The organism is Polynucleobacter sp. JS-Safj-400b-B2 (genome assembly GCF_018881975.1).
Lineage (GTDB): Bacteria > Pseudomonadota > Gammaproteobacteria > Burkholderiales > Burkholderiaceae > Polynucleobacter.
In genome coordinates this window covers 280714-295805 of record NZ_JACVPJ010000002.1, presented here as the reverse complement: position 1 = coordinate 295805, position 15092 = coordinate 280714, and the positions used below count along the sequence as shown (strand labels likewise).

Annotated in this window: 23 protein-coding genes; 17 read left to right on the top strand and 6 right to left on the bottom strand. The window is 45.4% G+C overall.

Annotation, left to right across the window (positions count from 1 at the left end; translation table 11 throughout):
• Nucleotides 1-8: 8 nt before the first annotated feature.
• The 15 genes from rplF to dsbD all read left to right on the top strand — a co-directional run bounded on the left by rplF (nucleotide 9) and on the right by dsbD (nucleotide 8929).
• A complete protein-coding gene (gene rplF, locus ICN48_RS03470; RefSeq protein ID WP_215358832.1) occupies nucleotides 9-542 on the top strand; it encodes a 50S ribosomal protein L6 in 534 nt (177 codons plus the stop codon).
• A gap of 13 nt (nucleotides 543-555) precedes the next feature.
• A complete protein-coding gene (gene rplR, locus ICN48_RS03465; RefSeq protein ID WP_046329386.1) occupies nucleotides 556-909 on the top strand; it encodes a 50S ribosomal protein L18 in 354 nt (117 codons plus the stop codon).
• 18 nt (nucleotides 910-927) lie between these two features.
• Nucleotides 928-1446, top strand: a complete 519-nt coding sequence (rpsE, locus tag ICN48_RS03460) for a 30S ribosomal protein S5 (RefSeq protein ID WP_011901917.1) — start codon at nucleotides 928-930, stop codon at nucleotides 1444-1446.
• A 24-nt stretch (nucleotides 1447-1470) separates the two neighbouring features.
• Nucleotides 1471-1659, top strand: a complete 189-nt coding sequence (rpmD, locus tag ICN48_RS03455) for a 50S ribosomal protein L30 (RefSeq protein WP_215358833.1) — start codon at nucleotides 1471-1473, stop codon at nucleotides 1657-1659.
• 27 nt (nucleotides 1660-1686) lie between these two features.
• A complete protein-coding gene (rplO, locus tag ICN48_RS03450) occupies nucleotides 1687-2127 on the top strand; it encodes a 50S ribosomal protein L15 (protein WP_215358834.1) in 441 nt (146 codons plus the stop codon).
• A gap of 17 nt (nucleotides 2128-2144) precedes the next feature.
• Nucleotides 2145-3482, top strand: coding sequence for a preprotein translocase subunit SecY (secY, locus tag ICN48_RS03445; RefSeq protein WP_216152340.1), 1338 nt, complete (start codon nucleotides 2145-2147; stop codon nucleotides 3480-3482).
• 4 nt (nucleotides 3483-3486) lie between these two features.
• The gene (gene infA, locus ICN48_RS03440; RefSeq protein WP_068320132.1) at nucleotides 3487-3705 is read left to right on the top strand and encodes a translation initiation factor IF-1; all 219 of its coding nucleotides are present in this window, start codon (nucleotides 3487-3489) and stop codon (nucleotides 3703-3705) included.
• Between the two features lie 33 nt (nucleotides 3706-3738).
• The gene (rpmJ, locus tag ICN48_RS03435) at nucleotides 3739-3855 is read left to right on the top strand and encodes a 50S ribosomal protein L36 (RefSeq protein ID WP_012357167.1); all 117 of its coding nucleotides are present in this window, start codon (nucleotides 3739-3741) and stop codon (nucleotides 3853-3855) included.
• A 24-nt stretch (nucleotides 3856-3879) separates the two neighbouring features.
• Nucleotides 3880-4245, top strand: a complete 366-nt coding sequence (gene rpsM, locus ICN48_RS03430) for a 30S ribosomal protein S13 (protein ID WP_015420253.1) — start codon at nucleotides 3880-3882, stop codon at nucleotides 4243-4245.
• Between the two features lie 18 nt (nucleotides 4246-4263).
• The gene (rpsK, locus tag ICN48_RS03425; RefSeq protein ID WP_011901923.1) at nucleotides 4264-4671 is read left to right on the top strand and encodes a 30S ribosomal protein S11; all 408 of its coding nucleotides are present in this window, start codon (nucleotides 4264-4266) and stop codon (nucleotides 4669-4671) included.
• A 116-nt stretch (nucleotides 4672-4787) separates the two neighbouring features.
• Nucleotides 4788-5411, top strand: coding sequence for a 30S ribosomal protein S4 (rpsD, locus tag ICN48_RS03420; protein WP_215358836.1), 624 nt, complete (start codon nucleotides 4788-4790; stop codon nucleotides 5409-5411).
• Between the two features lie 23 nt (nucleotides 5412-5434).
• Nucleotides 5435-6415, top strand: coding sequence for a DNA-directed RNA polymerase subunit alpha (gene rpoA, locus ICN48_RS03415; RefSeq protein ID WP_216152339.1), 981 nt, complete (start codon nucleotides 5435-5437; stop codon nucleotides 6413-6415).
• A 16-nt stretch (nucleotides 6416-6431) separates the two neighbouring features.
• The gene (rplQ, locus tag ICN48_RS03410; protein ID WP_068320139.1) at nucleotides 6432-6827 is read left to right on the top strand and encodes a 50S ribosomal protein L17; all 396 of its coding nucleotides are present in this window, start codon (nucleotides 6432-6434) and stop codon (nucleotides 6825-6827) included.
• Nucleotides 6828-6896: 69 nt separating this feature from the next.
• A complete protein-coding gene (cutA, locus tag ICN48_RS03405; protein ID WP_216152338.1) occupies nucleotides 6897-7247 on the top strand; it encodes a divalent-cation tolerance protein CutA in 351 nt (116 codons plus the stop codon).
• Nucleotides 7244-8929 (top strand): protein-disulfide reductase DsbD, encoded by a 1686-nt coding sequence (gene dsbD, locus ICN48_RS03400; protein WP_216152337.1) that lies wholly within the window; start codon nucleotides 7244-7246, stop codon nucleotides 8927-8929. The genes cutA and dsbD overlap by 4 nt, the downstream gene beginning before the upstream one ends.
• A gap of 16 nt (nucleotides 8930-8945) precedes the next feature.
• Here dsbD and hemB read toward each other — a convergent pair whose 3' ends face one another.
• A complete protein-coding gene (gene hemB, locus ICN48_RS03395; protein WP_370624128.1) occupies nucleotides 8946-9980 on the bottom strand; it encodes a porphobilinogen synthase in 1035 nt (344 codons plus the stop codon).
• The gene (gene yihA / locus ICN48_RS03390) at nucleotides 9958-10623 is read right to left on the bottom strand and encodes a ribosome biogenesis GTP-binding protein YihA/YsxC (RefSeq protein ID WP_216152336.1); all 666 of its coding nucleotides are present in this window, start codon (nucleotides 10621-10623) and stop codon (nucleotides 9958-9960) included. The genes hemB and yihA overlap by 23 nt, the downstream gene beginning before the upstream one ends.
• 114 nt (nucleotides 10624-10737) lie before the next feature.
• On the opposite strand from yihA, the gene ICN48_RS03385 reads away from it, so the two are divergent.
• The gene (locus ICN48_RS03385; protein ID WP_216152335.1) at nucleotides 10738-11463 is read left to right on the top strand and encodes a cytochrome c; all 726 of its coding nucleotides are present in this window, start codon (nucleotides 10738-10740) and stop codon (nucleotides 11461-11463) included.
• 92 nt (nucleotides 11464-11555) lie between these two features.
• On the opposite strand, the gene lysA is transcribed toward ICN48_RS03385, so the two are convergent.
• Nucleotides 11556-12854 carry a diaminopimelate decarboxylase gene (lysA, locus tag ICN48_RS03380; protein WP_216152334.1) on the bottom strand — a complete coding sequence of 433 codons (1299 nt, stop codon included), beginning with the start codon at nucleotides 12852-12854 and terminating at the stop codon, nucleotides 11556-11558.
• Nucleotides 12854-13045 (bottom strand): lipoprotein, encoded by a 192-nt coding sequence (locus tag ICN48_RS14060; protein ID WP_216152333.1) that lies wholly within the window; start codon nucleotides 13043-13045, stop codon nucleotides 12854-12856. Before ICN48_RS14060 ends, lysA begins: the two co-directional genes overlap by 1 nt.
• A 47-nt stretch (nucleotides 13046-13092) precedes the next feature.
• On the opposite strand from ICN48_RS14060, the gene cyaY reads away from it, so the two are divergent.
• Nucleotides 13093-13470: an iron donor protein CyaY gene (gene cyaY, locus ICN48_RS03370; protein WP_216152332.1), complete on the top strand. Its 378-nt coding sequence runs from the start codon at nucleotides 13093-13095 to the stop codon at nucleotides 13468-13470.
• Here the strand turns inward: cyaY and aroB are convergent.
• Nucleotides 13467-14549 carry a 3-dehydroquinate synthase gene (gene aroB, locus ICN48_RS03365; protein WP_255539450.1) on the bottom strand — a complete coding sequence of 361 codons (1083 nt, stop codon included), beginning with the start codon at nucleotides 14547-14549 and terminating at the stop codon, nucleotides 13467-13469. The genes cyaY and aroB overlap by 4 nt on opposite strands.
• A 16-nt stretch (nucleotides 14550-14565) precedes the next feature.
• The gene (locus tag ICN48_RS03360; protein WP_216152330.1) at nucleotides 14566-15090 is read right to left on the bottom strand and encodes a shikimate kinase; all 525 of its coding nucleotides are present in this window, start codon (nucleotides 15088-15090) and stop codon (nucleotides 14566-14568) included.
• Nucleotides 15091-15092 lie beyond the last annotated feature (2 nt).

The window sequence follows — 15092 nt, the reverse complement described above, 5'->3', positions numbered from 1 at the left end:
AGCGAAATATGTCCCGCGTAGGTAAATCACCAATTACAGTTCCTAAAGGCGCTGAAATCAGCATCAACGGTGCAAACGTTACTGTTAAAGGCCCATTGGGCACTTTGACTCACAACTTGCATCCTTCTGTTGGTTTGAAACAAGAAGATGGCGTATTGACAGTTGTTTTAAATAACAACTCACCAGAAGCTGGTGCACAGTCAGGTACAGCCCGAGCTTTGGTTAACAACATGGTTGTTGGCGTAACTGCTGGCTTTGAGCGTAAGCTCAGCTTGGTAGGCGTTGGTTACCGTGCTGCTGCTCAAGGTGAAACATTGAAATTGCAGTTAGGTTTCTCACACGACATTATTTACAACCTGCCAAAGGGTGTAAAGGCTGAGACTCCTACTCAAACTGAAATCATTATCAAAGGTTCCAACAAGCAGCAAGTTGGCCAGGTCGCAGCTGAAGTTCGCGCATACCGTTCACCAGAGCCATACAAAGGCAAGGGCGTTCGCTACGTGGATGAGGTTGTGCATCTGAAAGAAACTAAGAAGAAGTAAGCGAGATTAGAAAATGAATAAAGACGAATCCAGACAAAGACGCGCTAGGCAGACTCGTATTCGCATTGCCGAAGCTTTGGCAAATCGCTTAACAGTTATCCGTAGCAATACTCATATTTCTGCTCAGGTTTACAGCCCATGCGGAACCAAAGTTGTAGCAGCTGCTTCAACAATGGAAAAAGATTTGCGCCAAGCGATCAAAAACGGTGGCAACGCTGAAGCGGCAAAACAAATCGGCAAGTTAGTTGCTGAGCGTGCTGTTAAAGCAGGCATTGTTGATGTTGCGTTTGATCGTTCCGGTCATCGTTACCACGGCCGTATTAAGGCCTTAGCTGAAGCTGCGCGTGAAGCCGGCCTGAAGTTCTAATAGGGTTTAGGAAAAAACATGGCAAAAATGCAAACTAAGATGCAAAACGAAGAGCGTGATGATGGTCTTCGCGAGAAGATGATCGCTGTTAATCGTGTAACTAAAGTGGTTAAAGGCGGTCGTATTCTCGGCTTCGCTGCACTCACTGTAGTTGGCGATGGCGATGGCCGCATCGGTATGGGCAAGGGCAAATCAAAAGAAGTTCCAGTTGCCGTTCAAAAAGCAATGGACGAAGCTCGTCGCAAGATGATCAAAGTAACTTTGCGTAAAGGTACTTTGCAGCACACTGTTACTGGTCAGCATGGCGCGTCACGCGTTTTGATTTCACCAGCTAAAGACGGTACTGGAATTATTGCTGGCGGACCAATGCGTGCGATTTTCGACGTAATGGGTGTAACTAACGTGGTTGCTAAGTCACTTGGCTCTACAAACCCATACAACTTGGTTCGTGCAACCATTGATGGTTTGAGCAAGATGAGTACTCCTGCTGAGATTGCTGCTAAGCGCGGTAAATCAGTTGAAGAGATTCTCGGCTAAGACCAAAAGATTAGGAATCTATAAATGACAACATCTAACTCCAAAGTCAAACTGCAATTAGTACGCAGCTTGATCGGTACACGCGAAAGCCACCGTGCAACTGTACGAGGCTTAGGCCTTCGTCGCATCAATTCAGTTTCTGAATTGGAAGACACTCCAGCTGTTCGCGGCATGATTAATAAAGTTTCTTATCTAGTTAAAGTCGTTGGCTAATAACTAGCAAGTAAATAGGCGAAGAATATGCAACTCAATACAATTAAACCTGCAGAAGGCTCCAAGAAAAACCGTCGTCGCGTTGGTCGCGGCATTGGTTCTGGTCTTGGTAAAACTGCTGGCCGCGGTCACAAAGGTCAAAAATCCCGTTCTGGTGGTTTCCATAAAGTCGGATTTGAAGGCGGTCAGATGCCTATGTATCGTCGTTTGCCAAAACGCGGTTTCGTGTCTTTGACACGTCGTCACGTTGGTCAAGTTACCTTGAATGACTTAGCAAAAATCAACTTGCCAGAAGTAGACTTATTGGTATTGAGAGCTCACGGCTTTGCTGGTGAGCAAATCAATGCGGTTAAGGTTATCAAGACTGGCGAGCTAAAGATTGCTGTAACCCTCAAGGGCATCACAGCAACTGCCGGTGCAAAAGCAGCTATTGAAGCTGCTGGTGGCAAATTGGTTGAATTGGTTTAATAGGTCTTTTAGTAGATATGGCATTAGCACCTACCAATAACGCAAACACTGCAGCAACAGGCGGCAAGTTTGGCGAATTACGCCAACGCTTGATTTTCCTGGTGCTGGCTTTGCTCGTGTTCCGTTTGGGTGCTCATATTCCAGTCCCTGGAATTGATCCCGACCAATTGGCGCAGTTGTTTTCTGGCCAAAAAGACGGCATCTTGGGAATGTTTAACTTGTTCTCAGGTGGCGCCTTATCTCGTTTCACTGTATTTGCTTTGGGTATCATGCCGTATATCTCTGCGTCGATCATCATGCAGTTGATGACGATTGTTGTTCCATCTTTAGAGTCGTTGAAAAAAGAAGGCCAAGCAGGTCAACGCAAGATTACTCAATACACTCGCTACGGCACAGTATTTTTGGCAACATTTCAGGCATTAGGCATTTCTGTTGCGTTGCAAGCCCAGCCAGGTTTAGTAATTAACCCAGGCTTGATGTTTGAGCTCAATACTGTAGTTACTTTGGTAACCGGCACAATGTTCTTAATGTGGCTTGGTGAGCAAATTACTGAGCGTGGTCTTGGTAACGGTATCTCCATTATTATTTTCGGCGGTATTGTTTCAGGCCTACCAAATGCGCTAGCAAGCTTGTTAGAATTGGTTCGCACCGGCTCAATGAATATTATTTCTGCATTGCTCATCGTTGTTATCTGCGTAGCGGTGACTTATTTTGTAGTGTTTGTAGAGCGCGGTCAGCGCCGTATCTTAGTGAACTACGCTAAGCGTCAAGTGGGTAACAAGATTTATGGTGGCCAGTCCTCTTACTTCCCATTGAAGTTAAACATGGCTGGCGTTATTCCTCCAATTTTTGCATCATCGATTATTTTGTTCCCTGCGACTATTGCCGGCTGGTTTACATCAGGCGAGCCGACCAATATGTTCAGTAGAGTTATTAAGGATTTGGCAGCCACTTTGGCTCCAGGTCAGCCCGTTTACACGATTTTGTATGCAGCAGCGATTATTTTCTTCTGTTTCTTTTATACCGCATTGGTATTTAATAGCCGTGAAACTGCCGAGAACTTGAAGAAGAGTGGCGCATTTGTTCCGGGTATTCGTCCAGGTGATCAGACAGGGCGTTATATCGACAAGATCTTAGTGCGTTTGACTCTAGCTGGCTCTATTTATATGGTTCTAGTTTGCCTGTTGCCAGAATTCTTGGTCTTGAAGTACAACGTGCCGTTTTATTTCGGTGGTACTTCATTGTTAATTATTGTTGTTATTGCAATGGATTTCATGGCTCAAGTTCAGTCATATGTGATGCAACAGCAGTACGGCTCTTTGATGAAGAAGGCTAACTTCAAGATGGGCGCTTAACTGAATGTCTAAAGACGATGTAATTCAGATGGCGGGAGAAGTTGTAGAGAATTTGCCGAATGCGATGTTTCGCGTGAAGCTAGAAAACGGACATGTGGTTCTAGGGCACATTTCCGGAAAGATGCGGATGCACTACATTCGTATTTTGCCGGGAGATAAGGTGACTGTGGAGATGACTCCATACGATCTTACGCGTGCCAGAATCATTTTCCGCGCGAAGTAAAGATTAAGGTACATATTTTTTTAGAGGTGAGTTATGAAAGTTTTAGCATCCGTTAAGTGTATTTGCAGAAATTGCAAGATCATTAAGCGCAAACGCGTTGTTCGCGTGATCTGTTCTTCAGACGCACGTCATAAGCAGCGTCAAGGCTGATCTGGTTAATTAAGAGGAAATCTCATGGCACGTATCGCTGGGGTAAATATCCCAAATCATCAACATACTGTTATCGGTTTAACAGCAATTTTTGGCATTGGCACAACTCGTGCACGCAAAATTTGTGAAACTACAGGTGTTGCAATCGACAAAAAAGTTAAAGACCTTACTGACGGTGACTTGGAAAAGTTACGTGATGAAGTAGGTAAATTCATTACCGAAGGTGACCTTCGTCGTGAAGTAACTATGAGCATCAAGCGTTTGATGGACTTAGGTTGCTACCGCGGTGTTCGTCATCGTAAGGGCTTGCCTGTACGTGGTCAACGTACTAAGACTAATGCGCGTACCCGCAAGGGCCCACGCAAGTCTGGTGTGCAACTCAAGAAATAATCAAGAAAGTTTATTGACATGGCAAAACAACAATCCGCTTCCGCCGCTTCACAGCGCGCTCGTAAGAAGGTTAAAAAGAACGTTGCTGACGGTATTGCACACGTTCACGCTTCTTTTAATAACACCATTATTACGATCACTGATCGTCAGGGAAATGCGCTTTCATGGGCAACTTCTGGCGGCCAGGGTTTCAAAGGCTCACGTAAATCAACACCTTTTGCTGCTCAGGTAGCTGCAGAAGTTGCTGGTAAAGCTGCCGTTGAATGCGGCATCAAGAACTTGGAAGTTCAGATCAAAGGCCCAGGCCCAGGTCGTGAATCAGCAGTTCGTGCATTGAACTCATTGGGTATCAAGATCACTGAGATTCAAGACGTAACTCCAGTTCCACACAATGGTTGCCGTCCTCCTAAGCGTCGTCGTATCTAAGCTAGGAAGTTGGCTGTACAGGTTTTAGTAGTTTTTTATTAAAGCCCACTGTTCGCCTGATTTAAAAGGCGAACTCACCGTCGGTCGTAAGACTGCGGCAAAGAAAGGAAAGCATCGTGGCACGTTACTTAGGGCCTAAGGCCAAATTAGCACGTCGGGAAGGTACCGACTTATTTTTAAAGAGCGCACGTCGCGCCCTGTCAGACAAGTGCAAGTTAGATACTAAGCCTGGTCAACATGGTCGTACATCTGGCTCAAGAACATCTGATTACGGTAATCAATTGCGTGAAAAGCAAAAGGTTAAGCGTATGTACGGAATTTTAGAGCGTCAGTTCCGTCGTTATTTCGCTGAAGCTGAGCGTCGTAAGGGTAATACCGGTTCGATGTTGCTTCAGTTGTTAGAGTCACGTCTTGATAACGTTGTTTATCGTATGGGCTTTGGTTCTACTCGTGCTGAAGCACGTCAGTTGGTTTCCCACTGCGCAATTTTGCTCAATGGTAGCCCTGTAAATATTCCATCTATTCAGGTTAAGCCTGGTGATGTAGTTGCTATTCGTGAAAAAGCGAAGAAGCAAGCGCGTATTACAGAATCATTGAATTTGGTTGGACAAATGACTCCCGTTACTTGGGTTTCAGTTGATGCAGCTAAGCTCGAGGGAACATTTAAGCAAGTGCCTGACCGCGAAGATATTAGCGGTGAAATTAATGAAAGTTTGATCGTTGAATTGTATTCACGCTAATTAGGCACTCTCAAGGAAAAAATATGCAAACAAATTTGCTCAAGCCAAAGATTATTTCTGTTGAAGCGCTTACCGCCAACCAAGCTAAGGTTGTTATGGAGCCGTTCGAGCGTGGCTATGGCCACACACTCGGAAATGCATTACGTCGCGTACTCTTGTCCTCGATGGTTGGTTATGCACCAACTGAAGTAGCAATTGCTGGTGTTGTTCATGAGTACTCCACATTAGATGGAGTTCAAGAGGACGTAGTAAACCTCTTGTTGAACCTCAAAGGTATCGTATTTAAGCTGCAGTCACGTGACGAAGTTACTATCAATTTGCGTAAAGAAGGCCCAGGCGTTGTTACTGCAAAAGATATCGACTTGCCACATGATGTAGAAATCATGAACCCTGATCATGTGATCGCTCACTTATCAGCTGGTGGCAAGTTGGACATGCAGATCAAGGTCGAAAAAGGCCGTGGTTATGTGCCAGGTAACGTACGTCAGTACAGCGATGAAGCTACTAAGATCATTGGTCGCATTGTGTTGGATGCCTCATTCAGCCCAGTAAGCCGTGTTAGCTATGCTGTTGAATCTGCTCGTGTTGAGCAGCGTACCGATCTCGATCGTTTGGTAATGACTATCGAAACAAACGGTGTGTTGTCTCCTGAAGAAGCTATTCGTCAAGCAGCTACTATTTTGGTTGACCAATTGGTTGTATTCGCAGCCCTCGAAAGCAGCGAAGTTTCTGGTGATTTAGCACCAAGCCGTTCATCAATGGTTGATCCTATGTTGATGCGTCCGGTTGATGATCTCGAGCTCACAGTTCGCTCTGCAAACTGCTTAAAGGCTGAGAACATTTACTACATTGGTGACTTGATTCAACGTACAGAGAATGAATTGTTGAAGACGCCTAATCTAGGTCGCAAATCTTTGAATGAAATTAAAGATGTTTTAGCGGCTCGTGGCTTAAGTCTTGGCATGAAACTCGAAAGCTGGCCTCCAGCTAACCTCGAGAAATAATTAGAAAGGAAGCATCATGCGTCACGGAAACGGCTTACGCAAACTAAACAGAACATCATCACATCGCCTAGCGATGCTGCGCAATATGTCCAATTCACTTTTGGAGCACGAAGTCATTAAAACGACTTTGCCAAAAGCAAAAGAATTGCGCATGGTTGTTGAGCCTTTGATTACCTTGGGTAAAAAAGACAACTTAGCAAACCGTCGCTTAGCATTTAATCGCACACGTGATCGCGATATCGTAGCCAAGCTCTTTACAGAACTCGGTCCACGTTACGCAACACGTCCAGGTGGCTACCTTCGTATTTTGAAGTTTGGCTTCCGTCATGGCGACAATGCACCAATGGCTTTGGTTGAGTTAGTAGATCGTCCAGAAGTTGATGAAACAGCAGTAGTAGCTGAAGAGGCTTAAGTCTCACGGTTACGGTAAAAAGCCAGGCTTCGGTCTGGCTTTTTTCATTTATCAGGTTATAAATAGAGAATGTCTGAAAACTTCCCAGTGAATCACAGCAAGCTTCTAGTGGTGTTAACTAGCCTGCCAGATGCGGAGGCTGCAAAAGCCTTAGCTCGAGGCTTGATAGTGGGGAATTTGGCTGCCTGTGTCCAGATTACGGATGGCATTCAATCTATTTATCGCTGGGAAGGGAAAGTTTGCGAAGAGCGTGAAGTATTGCTCTCTGCAAAGACGACAGAATCAAAATGGCTTGAGATCTCTGCATTTATTAAAAATACACATCCATACGATCTTCCCGAGATATTGGCATTTTCTCCGGAGCAATATGAAGAGCAATACGGCAAGTGGGTTGAGTCTGAGGTAAATTCGAAGTTATGAAATTACATTCTTTTTTGGCTAGAATTTTTGCGCTCTTGCTACTCATCTCTGCGCAGGTTTATGCGGCGCAAGATTTCTTGCCTCCAGAGAAAGCATTTCGAGTAGAGGCTACTTGGCTGGATAACTCCAACCAAGTGGAGCTGGAATTTTTGCCTGCTAAAGGTTATTACATCTATCAAGAATCCCTCAAATTTCAAGCAGGTAATCAGGCTGGAAAGCTTGGTAATATAAGGCCTTCATTACCAACTGGCTTTGAAAAGTTTGATGAAACTTTTCAGAAAAAGTTGCAAGTATATAAAGAGCCATTCCTCGTATTTCTAGATATTAAGCCTGTAGTTGGTCAAGCCGTTCACTTAGAGATCACTCTTCAAGGTTGTGCAGAGGCCGGTATTTGCTATCCACCTATGACACTGAAGTTTTTACTCGCTGGGCCTGGTGTAAAGGCAGCTCCAATTCCAGATATTTTGGATGGTGTCACTGCAGTTAATGTTCAAGCAAGTGGTAAGGGTGGTCAATTCAGCTTGGCGGATTTATGGCGCGAGCGTGATGATGTCAATGCGATCAGTCGCTTTCTGGAAAGCACTTCTACGGTTTATTTATTTTTAGCTTTCTTTGTCTTGGGGCTTGCTCTGGCATTTACGCCTTGCGTACTCCCCATGTTGCCAATCCTATCGAGTGTCATCTTCGGCACTCAGGGCGGTAAAGCGATATCTAAGGGCCGTGCCAGTGCTCTAGCGCTAGCCTATGTCTTGGGCATGGCCTTGGTATATGCATTAGCTGGAGTGCTGATGGCTGCCTTAGGCGGCAGTGTTCAGCGTGCCTTACAAAGCCCCGTTGCGCTTGGTACTTTTGCCTTATTGCTCTTGGCCCTTTCGGGTAGTTTGTTTGGCTTATATGACCTACGTTTACCCTCATCTTGGCACCACCATGTAGACAAGCTGGCAGGTCGTCAGAAAGGCGGAAGTCTATTTGGTGCTTTTACTCTGGGGGGCATCTCTACCTTGGTGGCCAGCCCATGCATCACAGCTCCTTTGGCAGGTGTCCTAGCCTTTATTGCCCAAACAGGTTCTATGAGTCTGGGTGCTGGACTACTCTTTGTGATGGCGCTGGGAATGGGTCTGCCACTTCTCTTTATTGCTATTGAAGCTCGAATTTTGATTCCATCTACTGGCATTTGGATGGTGTGGTTACAGCGTACTTTAGGCGTATTGCTCGTTGCTACTGCTGCTTGGATTGCCTCACCTTTAATTCAGAAAAATGAGCCCGCTGGATCTGTAAAAACGATTAATGGACAGACCATTCATAAAGTTGGCGAATTGTCTTTTGTAGTGATTCACTCTCCTGCAGAGCTAGATGTGCAATTAAGTAAAGCCAAGGAAGAGAAGAAAGTAGTCCTCCTCGATTTTTATGCTGACTGGTGTATCAGTTGCAAAGAAATGGAGGTAAATACCTTTGCAAACCCTGAAGCCACCAGTCAACTTAAGCAACTGATTTTATTGCAGGCAGATGTTACTGCTTACAGCCCTGAGAACCAGGCAATACTTAAGCGATTTGGACTGTTTGGCCCCCCAGGAATTTTGATCTTCAACCAAAATTCAGAAGAGCTCAAGGATCAACGCGTGATTGGGTATATGCCACCACAACGCTTTATTGAACGCTTAAAACAAGCCACCGGCAATTAATAGAAAATTAGTTTTTTTATTTACTTGCTGGGTTTGTTTTAAGTAGGCGTGCAGCTTCGAGTGCAAAGTAAGTCAGAACACCGTCAGCACCAGCACGTTTAAATGCGAGTAGCGATTCCATCATGACGGCATCGTGATCTAGCCAGCCATTTTGTGCCGCAGCTTTCAACATGGCATATTCACCACTGACTTGATAGGCATAAGTGGGATAGTCAAACTCTTCACGCACGCGACGCACGATATCTAAATAAGGCATGCCCGGTTTAACCATCACCATGTCAGCGCCCTCGTTGATATCTAGTGCCACCTCCCGCAAAGCCTCGTCTCCATTGGCGCAATCCATTTGATATGTTTTTTTATCTGCTTTGCCAAGATTTTTTGCAGAGCCTACAGCATCTCTAAATGGACCATAAAAAGCAGATGCATATTTAGCTGAGTAAGCCATGATGCGTGTGTGAATCAGCTTCTTCGCCTCTAGTGCTTCACGAATTTTTCCGATACGACCATCCATCATGTCTGATGGTGCAACGATGTCGACGCCAGCCTCAGCCTGGGCGATTGCTTGCTGAACTAAGATCACAGTCGTCTCATCATTGAGAATGCGACCCTGTTCATCAAGCACACCATCTTGACCATGACTTGTATATGGATCAAGCGCCACGTCAGTCATGATGCCTAGATTTGGGAAACGTTTTTTGAGTTCGCGAACCGCCGTTGGAATGAGTCCGTTAGGATTAAAAGCCTCTTTACCATCCGGCGTTTTTAATGCTGCGTCAATGACCGGAAAAAGTGCTAGAACTGGAATGCCTAAATCTACGCACTCTTGCGCAACTGGAATCAGCAAATCTAAAGAAACGCGATTGATGCCAGGCATAGAGGCAACTGCATCTGATTTGCTTTGGCCTTCAAGCAGAAAGACGGGGTAGATCAAATCATTCGCCGAAATACTATTCTCTTGCATCAGGCGCCGAGACCAATCATCACGACGCATACGACGGGGACGATGTCCTGGAAAATTAAGTAAAGAGTTAGCTGGTGATTTCATCTTCATGAGTTTCTGCTTCAAATAGCCATTTAATAATTAAATTATCTGCTTCTTCAAGGCCGATCCGCTTGGTACTTGAGAATAATTGTGCCGTAAGTTGTTTGGATTCGCCTGTACCATCGGGCAATGCAGGGTCATATTGCTGCAGGCGCTTCGTAACAGCTTCAAGAGCATGTTTGCACTCGCTTTTGTTCAATTTGTCGCATTTACTCAGCAAAACATGGATAGGCTTGCCTGTTGACACAAACCACTGAATCATTTGCTCATCTAGGTCGGTTATGCCGCGTCTAGAGTCCACAATGAGGATCATGCCTACTAACTGCTCCCGCTCCTGTAAATAGTCACTTAGAAGGGCATTCCAGTGGTATTTGGTCTCATGGTTTACAGCTGCGTAGCCGTAACCCGGCAAGTCAACCAAATACGCTAATAAGTCGTCTTTAGCAAAAACGCCAAAATAATTGATATGTTGGGTGCGTCCAGGGGTTTTACTAGCAAAAGCGAGCCTTTTTTGGTTACAAAGCACATTTAACGCACTAGATTTACCCGCATTTGAGCGGCCGGCAAAAGCTACCTCTCGGAGCGGAGTGGCAGGTAGGCAATGGGTGTCATTGACTGTGGTGGCGAATCGGGCTTGAAAGAGTTTAGACATGTCCAGAAGCTATTGTAAAATCACGCAAAATCATGAAATATCTCATGGTGTTGGGTAAAAAGTTGTAAATGCAGGGCCCAAACACTTTTAGGAATTTTTGCCAAGGTAAACATAATGCGTCAAACCTCCCAAATCTCCAAATTAACTAGCTTACGTGCTGGTTTTGCGGCTCTCTCTATTTTCGCTCTGATCGGCGTATCGGGTTCAATTTTTGCTGCCGATCCCGCTCCCATGGCCCCAGCTGCCGAAGCCAAGGCTGCCGTGCCAGGCAAGCCAAAGGTGGATGCTGCAGCTGGTGAAGCACTATATTCAAACGGCGATGCAACGCGTGGCGTTACTGCCTGCATCACCTGCCACGGCCCTAAGGGTCAGAGTGCAATTGGCACATGGCCAAAGTTATCCGCTCAACATGCGGCTTATACAGCTAAGCAACTGAGAAACTTCAAAGAAGGTACTCGTGCTAACCCAATCATGATGGGAATGTCCGCAACCTTGACCGAGCAAGATATGCAAAACATTGCTGCTTACTTGGTAAAGCAACCTGCTTCCCAGGGTGTTGCACAAGATAAAGAAACCATCGCATTAGGTCAAAGTATTTACCGTGGTGGTATCGCTGCCAAAGGGGTGCCTGCTTGCGCTGCATGCCACAGCCCTACAGGCGCTGGTATTCCTTCGCAGTACCCACGTCTAGGTGGTCAGTGGGCTGAATATACTAATGCACAGTTGCTCGCGTTCCGCGAAGGTGTTCGTAAAAATAGCAGTCAAATGACTGCGATCGCTACTAAGCTTTCGGATCAAGAGATGAAAGCAGTTTCTGATTACATGGCTGGTTTGCATTAATTCGTTAAAGCATAAAAACAAAACCCCGCTAAATAAGCGGGGTTTTTTATTACCAAATTTTTAAAGACTACTTTAAGTTTTTTTCTAAAAAATTATTTAGGCAAAACGCTTTCGCTTGCAAACATGTCAGCAGTTTTTTCACGTGCGCGAATAACGTAAGCATTTTTTCCATCAACCATAATCTCTGCAGGTTTTGGGCGTGTGTTGTAGTTAGAGGCCATCACAAAGCCATAGGCACCAGCAGACAGAATAGCAAGAAGATCTCCTTCTTCTACGGCAAGTTCACGATCTCTACCAAGCCAGTCGCCTGATTCGCAAACAGGGCCTACAACGTCGTATATAAGGCTCTTGACTTGCTTGGCTTGGGTTGGGGCGATGCCGTGGTGCGCTTCATATAGAGCGGGGCGCATCAGTTCGGTCATGGCTGCATCAACGATACAAAAGTTTTTCTCAGTACCAGGCTTGAGGTACTCCACAGTCGTTAGAAGCACGCCAGCATTGCCTACCAATGATCTGCCTGGCTCAAGAACAATATCTAAGTGGCCAAAACCACGTTCAGCCACTCGATTCAATAAGGTGTTCGTAAACTCAGTGATGTCTGGTGGAGTTTCATCACTATAAGAAATGCCAAGACCGCCGCCAAGGTCAAGATGGTGAATCACAATACCTTCTTTTTTCAATTGCGCTACGAGATCTAACACCTTATCTAAGGCATCCAAATACGGTGCAGTGGTAGTGATCTGGGAACCGATATGACAATCGATACCTACAACATCGATTTGAGAAAGTTGTGATGCTTCACGATAGGTTTTTAAAACCTCGTGATACGCAATACCAAATTTATTGCCCTTAAGTCCAGTTGAAATATAAGGATGAGTTTGCGCATCTACATCAGGATTGACGCGCAAGGAAATTGGGGCGCGGCAATTCAGTTTTGTCGCAACACGATTGATCTGGTGGAGTTCTGCAATTGATTCAACGTTGATACACTTCACCCCGGCCTGTAGCGCAGCAGCGATCTCATTGGCAGATTTACCAACACCTGCAAACACTAAGCTTTTTGGGTCAGCACCAATCGCTAAGGCGCGCGCTAATTCACCGCCACTAACTAAATCAAATCCAGCGCCTAGTTTTTTGAAGCAATCAATCACCGCCAAATTACTATTCGCTTTCATCGCATAGTGCACACGTGCACGGCGTTTACCTTGCGGATCAACGCAAGCTTTGTCATATGCTTGGTAAGCTTCAGTGAGTGCTTTTTTGCTATAGACATAAAGCGGTGTTCCAAACTCCTTTGCTAAATCAGCCATTGGAATTTCTTCGGCATACCAATTGCCATCACATTCGGTAAATCCGGATAACTGAGGAAGGGGAATTGCTTTGCTTGTCATTACTTGGCCGATGAAGAATTGCTTGGGCTAGCAGAGGTTTGAGGTGGGTATAGCTTGCCTTTAGTTTCTGGCTCGGTAGGAGCGGGCGGAACTGGAGGCACATTTGGCATATATAGCGGCCCTCTTACCCCACACCCCACAAGGGATATTAGAAGGCTAAAGCAGAGGGTTCTATTAAGAATCGCTATCATGAATGTCTCTAAAACGAATGATTGAATATAGCATGCAGGACTCCGGTATGAACACAAACAATCCAGGCACAGAAACCATTGATGACAAGCAGTTTTATCAGCTGGGAAGCGATTTATTGCAATCTATCGAGGTGGCATTAGAGGCTGCTGATGATGCCTTAGATCTTGATTTGGATATCGAGCGCCAGGGTGGAAATGTAATCAATATTCGATTTAAGGATAAAAGTGTCATTGTTGTGAACACTCAACCACCTTTGCATGAGATTTGGGTTGCTGCTAAATCAGGCGGATATCACTATCGTTGGGCAGGAACCATGACAAAGCCTTTGTGGCTTGATACCAAAACAGGAAAAGAGCTTTTGAGCGACTTAACTGAATTTGCGAGCGCTCAGGCTGGTCAGGCCGTAAAGATTAGCTTAATTTAAGCTGCACCAGTAGCGCTTAATGTCTCAATTACTTGAGCGTCAGCTACGCTTTTAATCTGAGCCTTACCAATTTTTTCTAACACTACGTAACGGATCTGCCCGCTCTCGGTTTTTTTATCCACCTGCATGAGCTCCATATAACGTTCAGCGCCAAACTTAGGTGGTGTAATTGGTAAATTCATGGATTGAATGATTTTGGTGAGGCGCTGAACATCTGCTTCACTGATGTAATTGAGCCGACGTGATAAGTCTGCCCCAAGCACCATACCGCAACCAACGGCTTCACCATGCAGCCATGCACCATAACCCATGCCCGCTTCAATTGCATGACCAAAGGTATGGCCAAAGTTCAACGTTGCACGAATGCCACCTTCTCTTTCGTCGGCAGATACCACTGCAGATTTAATTTCACAGGAGCGTAAGACAGCGTGTCCCATTGCTTCGGTGTCACATGCCAATAATGGTTTTGCATTAGCCTCGATCCAATCTAAGAATTGGGCATCGGCAATAGCGCCATGTTTGACTACTTCTGCAAGACCGGCAGATAACTCTCTTGGAGGCAGCGTCTTTAAGGTGTTGAGATCGGCAATCACAGCTGCTGGCTGATGAAAGGCGCCAATCATATTTTTACCAAGTGGGTGATTAATACCAGTCTTGCCACCAACGGAAGAGTCTACTTGGGCAAGTAGGGTAGTCGGAACTTGAATAAAGCGAACGCCGCGCATGAAGCTGGCTGCAGCAAACCCAGTCATGTCACCTATGACACCACCACCCAAAGCGACCAACATAGTTTGACGATCGGCGCCAAACTTTAAGAGATCATCAAAAATCAGCTGAAGATTTTTCCAGTCCTTGTAAGGCTCACCATCAGGTAGAACAATTGTTCTAACAGGTTTACCAAAAGTGCTAAGTGTTTTGGTAAGGCGCTCAGCATAGAGGGGGGCAACCGTAGTGTTACTAACGATATAGATAGAGCTTGCTTTTTCACAGGCGCTAAATAAGCTTGCTTGATCAATCAAATCTGTACCAATATAGATCGGGTAGCTGCGATTACCGAGATCAACTTCAAGTGTTTTCATCATAGTGCCAATGTATTTAAGCGCAAAGTTCAAGCTGCATAATTAAGGTGTTGACTAGTTGATTGACGCTGGGTTTTCCAGTCTCAATCACATAGTCGGCGATTTCGCGATAGAGTGGATCGCGGATGGCATATAAGTTTTCTAGAATTTTTTTAGCATCACCATTTTTTAAAAGGGGGCGACCTTCGCCGCCTTTAGTGCGATGCCAAAGTTCAATTGGATTGGCATGCAGATAAATGACGGTGCCATGCTCGCTTAATGCCTGGCGATTTTCTGGTGAAAGGATTGCGCCGCCACCGGTTGCCAAAATAACGTCTTGCTCGGCAGTAATTTCACGGATGGCTTGCGCTTCTCTTTTGCGAAAACCTTCTTCGCCTTCCATTTCAAAGATGACAGGAATTTTTACGCCACAACGTTCTTCGATGACATGGTCAGCATCTAAAAAGCGACGCCCCAATTTTTTAGCCAGTACCTTGCCGACGGTCGACTTCCCGGCGCCCATGAGGCCAATTAGAAAGATATTGTTTGTCGAAGAGTTCACCC

Excerpts from the sequence above, each read along its gene's own strand:
- infA (WP_068320132.1), top strand. The coding sequence starts at position 3,487 with ATGTCTAAAGACGATGTAATTCAGATGGCGGGAGAAGTTGTAGAGAAT.
- rplR (WP_046329386.1), top strand. The coding sequence starts at position 556 with ATGAATAAAGACGAATCCAGACAAAGACGCGCTAGGCAGACTCGTATT.
- rpsK (WP_011901923.1), top strand. The coding sequence starts at position 4,264 with ATGGCAAAACAACAATCCGCTTCCGCCGCTTCACAGCGCGCTCGTAAG.
- dsbD (WP_216152337.1), top strand. The coding sequence starts at position 7,244 with ATGAAATTACATTCTTTTTTGGCTAGAATTTTTGCGCTCTTGCTACTC.
- ICN48_RS14060 (WP_216152333.1), bottom strand. The coding sequence starts at position 13,045 with ATGATAGCGATTCTTAATAGAACCCTCTGCTTTAGCCTTCTAATATCC.
- rplF (WP_215358832.1), top strand. The coding sequence starts at position 9 with ATGTCCCGCGTAGGTAAATCACCAATTACAGTTCCTAAAGGCGCTGAA.
- lysA (WP_216152334.1), bottom strand. The coding sequence starts at position 12,854 with ATGACAAGCAAAGCAATTCCCCTTCCTCAGTTATCCGGATTTACCGAA.
- rplO (WP_215358834.1), top strand. The coding sequence starts at position 1,687 with ATGCAACTCAATACAATTAAACCTGCAGAAGGCTCCAAGAAAAACCGT.
- rpsM (WP_015420253.1), top strand. The coding sequence starts at position 3,880 with ATGGCACGTATCGCTGGGGTAAATATCCCAAATCATCAACATACTGTT.
- yihA (WP_216152336.1), bottom strand. The coding sequence starts at position 10,623 with ATGTCTAAACTCTTTCAAGCCCGATTCGCCACCACAGTCAATGACACC.
- hemB (WP_370624128.1), bottom strand. The coding sequence starts at position 9,980 with ATGAAGATGAAATCACCAGCTAACTCTTTACTTAATTTTCCAGGACAT.
- cutA (WP_216152338.1), top strand. The coding sequence starts at position 6,897 with ATGTCTGAAAACTTCCCAGTGAATCACAGCAAGCTTCTAGTGGTGTTA.
- cyaY (WP_216152332.1), top strand. The coding sequence starts at position 13,093 with ATGAACACAAACAATCCAGGCACAGAAACCATTGATGACAAGCAGTTT.
- rplQ (WP_068320139.1), top strand. The coding sequence starts at position 6,432 with ATGCGTCACGGAAACGGCTTACGCAAACTAAACAGAACATCATCACAT.
- rpmD (WP_215358833.1), top strand. The coding sequence starts at position 1,471 with ATGACAACATCTAACTCCAAAGTCAAACTGCAATTAGTACGCAGCTTG.
- secY (WP_216152340.1), top strand. The coding sequence starts at position 2,145 with ATGGCATTAGCACCTACCAATAACGCAAACACTGCAGCAACAGGCGGC.
- ICN48_RS03385 (WP_216152335.1), top strand. The coding sequence starts at position 10,738 with ATGCGTCAAACCTCCCAAATCTCCAAATTAACTAGCTTACGTGCTGGT.
- rpmJ (WP_012357167.1), top strand. The coding sequence starts at position 3,739 with ATGAAAGTTTTAGCATCCGTTAAGTGTATTTGCAGAAATTGCAAGATC.
- aroB (WP_255539450.1), bottom strand. The coding sequence starts at position 14,549 with ATGAAAACACTTGAAGTTGATCTCGGTAATCGCAGCTACCCGATCTAT.
- rpsE (WP_011901917.1), top strand. The coding sequence starts at position 928 with ATGGCAAAAATGCAAACTAAGATGCAAAACGAAGAGCGTGATGATGGT.
- rpoA (WP_216152339.1), top strand. The coding sequence starts at position 5,435 with ATGCAAACAAATTTGCTCAAGCCAAAGATTATTTCTGTTGAAGCGCTT.